We start from the raw sequence: 8,728 nt of genomic DNA on the forward strand, positions 1-8,728 counted from the left end.
CGCCGAGGGCGAAGAAGTCGTCGCCTACGCCGACCCGGTCGACGCCGAGGGTCTCGGCCCAGATGCCGGCGATCACCTCCTCGACCGGTGTGCGCGGCGCCACGTACACCGATGTCACCTGCCGCCGGCCCGACTCGGGCGCGGGCAGCGCCTTGCGGTCGACCTTGTTGTTCGGGGTGAGCGGCAGCGCGTCGAGGAAGACGTACGCCGAGGGCGCCATGTAGTCGGGCAACTGCTCGCCGACCGCGGCCTGCAGCCGCGGCAGCAGCCGCCTCGCCCGACGGCCGAGGGCGTCGTTGACGAACGAGTCCCAGCGCGGCTCGGCGGCGGGCGGCCCGGCGAGCCGGGGCAGCGGCGTCTCCGGCCGGCCGTCGCCGGCCAGCCGGCGCAGCACGACGGTCAGGTCACCGGCCGGTCCGTGACCGGACCAGTCCAGGTCCAGCCGGTAGCCGGTCTCGTCGGCGAGCCGGCGCAGCTGTTCCGGCTCGACGGCGGCCGGGTCGACAGGGGACGCCAGTTCGGCCCGCAGGTGAGCGACCGTGCCGTCCGCCCCGGCGAGCGCCGTCGCCGCCCGCGCCCAGTGGTCGACGCGGGCGTTGGGTACGCCGCGCAACGCGAGCAGCGCCGGACGGTCGCCGGTGAGCCGCTCGCGCAGCCCGGCCGCGGTGAGCCCGCTGTCGCGCCAGTCCAGCCACGTCACGTCCCCGGCGTCGACGACGTCGCCGTCGACGGTGAGCCGTACGTCGTAGCGGAACCGGGTCAGCTCGTTGCTCACCGAGCCGAGCTTCGGCATCACCCGTACCCCCGTCAGCCGGGGGAAGCGGGCCGGCAGCGCGGTGAAGAAGCCCGGGTCGAAGACCAGCTCCCGGTCGTCGGCGACGGCCCGGCGCACCCGCTCGCGCAGTTGCTCGGCGCTGTCCTGCGCCTCGGCCCGCTCCACCTGCACCGAGGTGTGGAAGGTCTCCAGCAGCGGCAGGCTGCGGATGTCGCCGAGGAAGAGCGCGCCGCCCGGGGCGAGCCGGGGCAACGCGCCCTCGATCACCCGCAGCAGGTAGTCCTCGTCGGCGAAGTACTGCGCCACCGAGTTGAGCACGATCACGTCGAAGAGCTGGTCGGGCAGCGCGTCCAGCTCGTCGGCGGCGCAGCCGAACAGCTCCACCCCGGACAGTCCCCGCGCCGGCACGTCGGCGCGCAGCCGGTCCAGGGCGACAGCGGAGATGTCGGTGCCCCAGTAGCGGCGCACGTGCGGGGCGACCCGGTAGAGGATCAGGCCGGTGCCGCAGCCGATCTCCAGCACCGAGCGCGGGCCGTCCTGGAGGATCCGCTCGGCGGTCGCCTCGGCCCAGCCGCGCATCTCCGCCACCGGGATCGGCGCTCCGGTGTAGCTGCTGTTCCAGCCCCGGGTGTCGAACGTCGGGTCGACCTCGCCGGTGTCCGTCACGTCGTACGCGGCGTCCCAGACGTCGCGCCACTGCTCCACCTCGTGCGGCCACTGCGCCGCCGCCTCGGCCCGGGCGTCGGCGCCGGCCACCACGTACGCCACCAGCCGCTGGTCGCCGGGGGTGTCCTCGCGTACGGTCACCACCGCCTGGTTGACCTGCGGCTGCCGCTCCAGCACCGACTCGATCTCGCCCAGCTCGATCCGGAAGCCCCTCAGCTTCACCTGGTGGTCGAGCCGGCCGAGGAACTCGATGCTCCCGTCGGCGCGACGGCGGACCAGGTCGCCGGTGCGGTAGAGCCGGTCGCCCAGCCCGATCGGGAAGGGGTGCCGGACGAACCGTTCGGCGGTCAGCTCGGGCCGGTCCAGGTAGCCCCGCGCCAGGCCGGCGCCGCCGATGTGCAGCTCGCCGGGGACACCCGGCGGCACCAGGTGGCCGCTGCCGTCGAGCACGTGCAGTTCGGTGTTGGCGATCGGCTCGCCGATGGAGATCGGGCCGTGGTCGACCCGCGCCACCGCCGACCAGATGGTCGTCTCGGTCGGGCCGTACATGTTCCACAGCTCGGCGCACCGGCCGAGCAGGCGCTGGGCCAGCTCGGCGGGGAGCGCCTCGCCACCGGCCAGCACCCGCAGCCCGGCCTCGCCGGTCCAGCCGGCGTCGAGCAGCATCCGCCAGGTGGACGGGGTGGCCTGCATGACCGTCGCGCCGAAGGTGTCCAGCGCGGCGGCCAGCCGTTCCCCGTCGGCGGCGACCTGGCGGCTCACCACTGCCACGCAGGCGCCCTCGACCAGCGGCAGGAGCAGCTCCAGCCCGGCGATGTCGAAGGAGAGCGTGGTGACCGCCAGCAGCACGTCGTCGGCGGTGACGCCGGGGCGTTCGCCCATGGCGAGCAGGAAGTTGCCCAGCGCCCCGTGCGGCACCTGCACGCCCTTGGGCCGGCCGGTGGAGCCGGAGGTGTAGATGACGTACGCCAGGTCGTCGGGGCGCACGTCGACGTCCAGCGGTTCGGCCGACTCGGCGGCCAGCTCGTCACCGAGCAGGTCCAGGCAGAGCGGCTGCGCCTTCACCCCGCCCAGGCCCGCCAGCACGTCGCTGCTGGTGAGCAGCACGGACAGGTCGGAGTCGGCGAGCATGAAGGCGATCCGGTCCGGCGGGAAACCCGGGTCCAGCGGCACGTACGCGCCGCCGCTCTTGAGCACGGCGAGCATCGCCACGACCATGTCGGCCGAACGCTCCAGGCAGATGCCGACCATCGTCTCCCGGGCCACCCCGAGCCGCCGCAGCCGGCGGGCCAGCCGGGTCGAGCGCCCGTCCAGCTCGGCGTAGGTCAGGCTCTCCCGGTCGGTGCGCAGCGCCGGGGCGTCCGGGGTGGCGGCGGCCCGGGCGGCGAAGCGCTGCGGCACGCACACCGGCTGCGGCCAGTCCCGGCGGGTGTCGTTCCACCGCAGCCGCAGGTCACGCTCCTCGTCGGCGCCGAGCATCGGAACCTGGTCGATCGGCCGGTCCGGGTCGGCGAGCAGGTTCTCCACCAGCTGCGCGAGGTGCCGGGACATCCGCTCCACGGTGGCCGGCTCGAACAGGTCGGTGTTGTACTCGAACCAGCCGGTCAGCCCGTCCGGCCGGTCGAAGACCTGCAGCTCCAGGTCGAACCGGGCGGTGGAGCTCTCCACGTCGACCGGCTCCAGCCGCAGCCCGGCCACGTCGAACTTCGGCATCGGGATGTTCTGGAAGATGAAGTGCACCTGGAAGATCGGCGAGCGGGACAGGTCCCGGCGCGGGGCCAGCTCCTCCACCAGCCGCTCGAAGGGCACCTCCTGGTGGGCGAACGCGCCGAGGCAGGTCTGCCGGACCCGCCCGACCAGCTCGTGGAAGCTCGGGTCGCCGGACAGGTCGGTGCGCAGCGCCAGGGTGTTGACGAAGTAGCCGACGAGCCGTTCGATCTCCGGCCGGTTCCGGTTGGCCACCGGTACGCCGACCACGATGTCGTCCTCGCGGCTGTAGCGGTGCAGCAGCGCCTGGAAGGCCGCGAGCAGGGTCATGAACGGGGTGGCGCCCTCCCGCTGGCTCAGCGCGCGCAGCCGGGTCATCACCGGCTCGGGCAGGGCGAAGGGCCGGGAGCCGCCCCGGGTGCTCTGCACCGCCGGGCGGGGCTTGTCGATGGGCAGCTCCAGCGCGGCCGGCGCCCCGGCGAGCGTCTTCTTCCAGTACTCCAGGTCGGCGTCGAGCGCGTCGCCCTCCAGCCGCTGCCGCTGCCAGACGGTGTAGTCGACGTACTGGATCGGCAGGTCCGGCAGGGTCGACTCGCGACCGGCGGCGAACGCCCCGTACAGCTCGACCAGCTCGGCGATGGCCACGGACATGGACCACCGGTCGGCCGCGATGTGGTGCATGGTCAGCAGCAGGATGTGCTCCTGCGGGCCGAGCCGGAGGAACCGCACCCGCAGCAGCGGCCCGCCGGCCAGGTCGAACGGGCGGGTGAACTCCTCCCGGGCCAACTCCTGGATGCCCGCCTCACCCTGCGGTCCGCGCAGGTGGGCGCAGTCGACCACGGTGAACTCCGGCTCGCAGACGGCGTTGACCAGCTGCCGGGGCTCGCCGTCGACCTCGGTGAACGTGGTCCGCAGCGCCTCGTGCCGGCGGGTGATCTCGTTGCAGCAGCGCCGCCACACCTCCAGGTCCAGCGGGCCCAGGATGCGGACGGCGCCGGGGATGTTGTACGCGGCGCTGCCCGGCGAGAGCTGCTCCAGGAACCAGAGTCGTTGCTGGGAGAAGGAGGCCGGGAACTCCCGCCGCTGCTTCTTCTGCCGCAGCCGCTCGGCCAGCAGTGCGCGCTTCTCGGCGGCGGACAGGCTGCCCAGGTCGGTGGTCGTCACGGGCGATCATCCTCGGTGTGTGGGTGAGCTGACACGGCTGCGGACAGGACGTGCGGCGCTCGCGTACGGCGGGCACGCGCCGGGGCGGGCGGAAGCGGCCGGCTCATGCCCGTCCCCCGCCGTCGTCCTCGGCCAGCAGGGCGGCGAGCTGTGCCTCGATCTCCTCGTCGGACAGCTCGTCGAGGCCGGCCAGTTCGTCGTCGGGCACGTCCCGGCTCACCGCTTCGATCCGGTCGGCGCCCCGATCCCCCGGCCCGCCGGGTTCGGCCAGCACGGTCACCGTGTGCGCCACCGTCGGGCTGTCGAAGAAGCCCCGCAGGTTCAGCTCCACCCCGAACCGGCCGCGGATCTTCGCGCCGATCTGCACGGCGGCCAGCGAGTGTCCACCGAGGGCGAAGAAGTCGTCGTGCACGCCGACGCGGTCCAGGCCGAGCACCTCCTGCCAGATCTCCGCCACCGTCCGCTCGGCCTCGGTGCCCGGCGCCACGTACGGGGTGTCCAGATCGGGCCGGGGGTGGCTGCCCCGGGGCGGGGCGATCTGCTCCACCTCCCCGGCGAGCAGCGCGGGGGTGATCGAGGCGGCGAGCCGGCGCAGCCCGGAAAGGTCCCGGCCGGTCACCACCACGTGCTCCGGCAGCTCGGGCGCGGCGAGCAGCCGGTCGAAGGCGGCCATCCCGTCGGCGGCGGTCATCCCCTCGCTGAGCACGTGCAGGGTGCCCGGCGTCGCCTCGCCCGCGCCCGTGCCGGCGGCGGTCACCGCGCCGTCGCGCACCTGTTCCAGCAGGCCGTCGATGTCGTTGATCCGCTTGATGGTGAAGTCGGTGATCCGGGCCAGCAGCTGTCCCTGCGGGGAGATCAGCTCGATGCTGACGGTGAGCGTCTCGCCGGAGTCACCGGCCTCGTCCACCTCGACGTGGCAGTGGACCACCCGGGTCAGCGGGGCGAAGACCCGCAGGCTGCGGTAGGTGAACGGCAGGTAGAACACGTCCCGCGCGCGGATCCGTGCGGACGCGCCGGCCACGTCCAGCAGCGCCGGGTGCAGCGGGTAGCGCTCCAGGTCGGCGGCGAACTCCTCGGCCAGTTCGAGCGTGACCATCAGCCGCCGCTCGCCGGCCTCGATGCGGCGCAGGCACCGCCAGCGCGGGCCGAACGAGAACTGCAACCGGCCGCCCTGCTCCACCCGGTCGAGCTTCAGCCGCCGCTTCAGTTCGTCCTCGGTGTCGATCACCTCGGTGACGGCGCAGTCGCGGCGCAGCCGGTCCAGGTCCCGGGCCGTGTCCGCCGGCCGCTCGTGGAAGGCCACGGTGCCGCTCGCGTGCTCCTGCCAGCGGCCGGCCTCCCCGTCGACGCGGCTCTGCACGCTGAACCGGAGCTGCCCGTCGCGCTCCTGCACCGTGGTGAACAGCTCGCGGCTCCGACCGTCCGGCACGATCACCGGCATCAGGAACAGCACGTCGTTCAGCTCCACCACCCGGCCGGCCGCCCGGTCGGCGACCGCCGCGTGGACCAGCTCCAGGTACGTGGTGCCGGGAACGAGGCCGTGGCCCATGATCCGGTGCTCGTCGACGATCCAGCTGTCGGCCGTGCTGAGCGTGGTGGCGTACGTCCGGGACGTGCCGGTCGAGGAGACCAGGCGTTGCAGCAGCGGGTGCCCGGTCAGCGCGGCGCCGCCGTGCAGCCGCTCGACCAGGCCGGCGGCCATGCCGGTGTTGCGCCAGGTGTCCCAGGCGACAGCCGCGACCGGCGCCCCGGTGGTGGCTCGCCGCCACTGGGCGTAGACGTCCAGGAAGGCGTTCGCCGCGCAGTAGTCGCTCTGCCCCGGCCCGCCGAGCAGCGCGGTCAGCGACGAGCAGAGCAGCAGGAAGTCCAGTCCGTCGGCGTCGCAGACGGCGTCCAGGTGCAGCGTGCCGACGGTCTTGGCGGCCAGCACGTCGGTCACGTCCCGGCCGGACTTGACCGCGATCAGTCCCCGCGACGGCAGGCCGGCGGCGTGGACGACACCGTGCAGGCCACCGCCTTCGGCGCGCAGCCGTCCGACCGCGTCGGACAGGGCGGCCCGGTCGGTGACGTCGGCGTGCAGCACCACCACCCGCGCCCCCAGTTCCCGCAGCCGCTGCACGCCGCGGATCCGCCGGCTGGTGTCGTCCTGCTCGCCGTGCTCGGCCAGCCAGTCCGGCCACCGCGTCGAGTCGGGGAACGCCGAGCGGTGCAACAGCCCGAGCACGGGGGCGTCGACCGAGCGGGCGATCTGCTCGGCCAGCGCCAGCCCGACCCCGCCGAGACCGCCGGTGATCAGGTAGACGCCGCCGGGCCGCAGCCGGCCGCCCGTCCCGCCGGCGGCGTCGGCGGGACGGGCCTCGAAGTCGCGTACCCACCAGTGCCGGCCGCGCAGCGCCAGTTCCCGGTCGGCGGTGGGCGCGGTCAGCCGGGCCAGCACGGTCGTGGGGCCGGGCGCCGGGTCGGCGGCGGTCAGGTCCAGCACGCGGCAGGTGACGTCCGGGACCTCCTGCGGGATGACCGTGGTGGCGCCGAGCAGCGGGGCGTTCTCCGGCTGCAGGCTCTCCTCGCCGGTCACCGCGAACAGGCCCCGGCTGAGCACGTCGATCTCCACCGGGCCGCCCGGCTGCACGTCCCCGATCGCCTGGGCCAGGGCCAGCAGGCTGTCGAACCCGACCCGCCGGGCGCTGTCGATCCGGTCCGGATCCGGGCCGTCGCCCGGCTCCACGGTCAGGCTCCACAGGTGCACCACCCGGATCGTCCGGCCGGCGTCCACCTCCAGCGACTTGAGCAGGGCGGCGTGCTGGTCCCGGCTGGCCGGGTCCAGCGACCAGGCCCGCTCGCCGGTCTCCCGCAGCTCGTCGCCGGCGCTGACCCGCAGCACTGTCGCGCCGTCGTCGGCCAGCCGCCCGGCCAGCGCCACGCCCAGCGGCAGCTCGGCGCCGAGCACCACCCAGGTCGCCCCGTCGGCGGTCCCGGCGGCCGGCGCGGTGAGCCGCCGCCAGCCGGGCACGTGGAACCACTGCGCGTCCGGCCCGGTCGCCGCGACCGGCGCGGGCCGGACCGGGCCGGGCCGCGGCTCGATCCAGTAGCGCTGGCGCTGGAACGGGTACGTGGGCAGGCGCAGCAGCCGCCGCGGCGTGTCCCCGGCGCGGGCGGCCCAGTCCACCGGCGCCCCGGCGGCCCAGAGTTCACCCAGCCCGGCCAGCAGGTACTCCTGGTCGTCGCGCGGCTCGTCCGGGTGCCGCACCGATCCGGCCACCGTCCGCCGCTCGTGCCAGGCGCGGTGCTGGCGGACGAAGTTGCGCAGCGTCTGCCCCGGACCGACCTCCAGCAGCACCAGCTCCTCGTCGGCGAGCAGCACGTCCAGGGCGTCGGCGAAACGCACCGGCGCGCGCAGGTGTCGTCCCCAGTACTCCGGGTCGGTGGCCTGCTCGTCGGTGATCCAGGCGCCTGTGACGTTGGAGACGAACGGGGTGGCGGGCGGGCGCAGGGCGACCCGGCGGACCGCGTCGACGAACGGCGCGACAGCGGCGTCCATGCTGGGTGAGTGGAAGGCGTGCGAGGTGCGCAGCCGGCGGCACGCCACCCCGTCCGCCGCGAGCCGCTGCGCCAGCGCGTCGACCTCGGCGGTCGGGCCGGCCACCACGCACAGGCCGGTGGAGTTCACCGCCGCGACGCACAGCCCGCCGGTCAGCCGGCCGGTCACCTCCGCCTCGGGCAGGAACACCGCGAGCATCGACCCGGCCGGCATCGACTGCACCAGGCGCCCCCGCGTGGCGACCAGCGCCACCGCGTCCTCGAGGGAGAACACCCCGGCCAGGCAGGCGGCCACGTACTCGCCGACGCTGTGCCCGACCATCGCCGCCGGGCGGACGCCCCACGAGATCCACAGGCGGGCCAGCGCGTACTCCACCGCGAACAGCACCGGCTGGGTCACGGCGGTACGCGCCAGCGCCAGCGCCGCGTCGCCGGTCCCGTCGTCGGCCGCGAACAGCGGCACCCGCAGGTCCTCGCAGAGGTGGCCGGCGAACAGGTCGGCGCAGCGGTCCAGCTCGGCGGCGAACACCGGCTCGCTGCGGTACAGGCCCCGCGTCATGCCCACGTACTGCGCGCCCTGGCCGGGGAAGAGGAACGCCACCGGCGCGTCCCGTCCGGCAGGCGTGCCCGTGCCGGCGTCGGCGGCCCGCCGCAGCGCGGCGACCAGTTCGGCGCTGTCCCGGCCGGTCACCGCCGTACGGTGCTCGAAGGCCCGGCGGCGGGCGGCCAGCGTGTACGCCACGTCGTCCAGGTCCAGGTCGGGGTGGGCGGCCAGGTGGTCGGCGCGCCGGCCGGCCACGGCGGCCCGCGCCGGCGCGGCCCGGGCCGACAGCGGCCGCACCCGGGCGCCGGCCGGTGCGGCGGGCGGCGCGGCGGCCG

Annotated in this window: 2 protein-coding genes; both read right to left on the minus strand. The window is 75.1% G+C overall.

Annotation, left to right across the window (positions count from 1 at the left end):
- The coding region (locus KBX39_RS14965) for an amino acid adenylation domain-containing protein (RefSeq protein ID WP_210871122.1) at nt 1-4,312 on the minus strand (4,312 nt) is incomplete at its 3' end.
- A 103-nt stretch (nt 4,313-4,415) separates the two neighbouring features.
- A partial coding sequence (locus tag KBX39_RS14970) for an acyltransferase domain-containing protein (RefSeq protein WP_210871124.1) occupies nt 4,416-8,728 on the minus strand: 4,313 nt, incomplete at its 5' end.

Source organism: Micromonospora sp. D75, assembly GCF_018070405.1.
In the GTDB taxonomy this organism is placed as follows: Bacteria; Actinomycetota; Actinomycetes; order Mycobacteriales; family Micromonosporaceae; genus Micromonospora; species Micromonospora chalcea.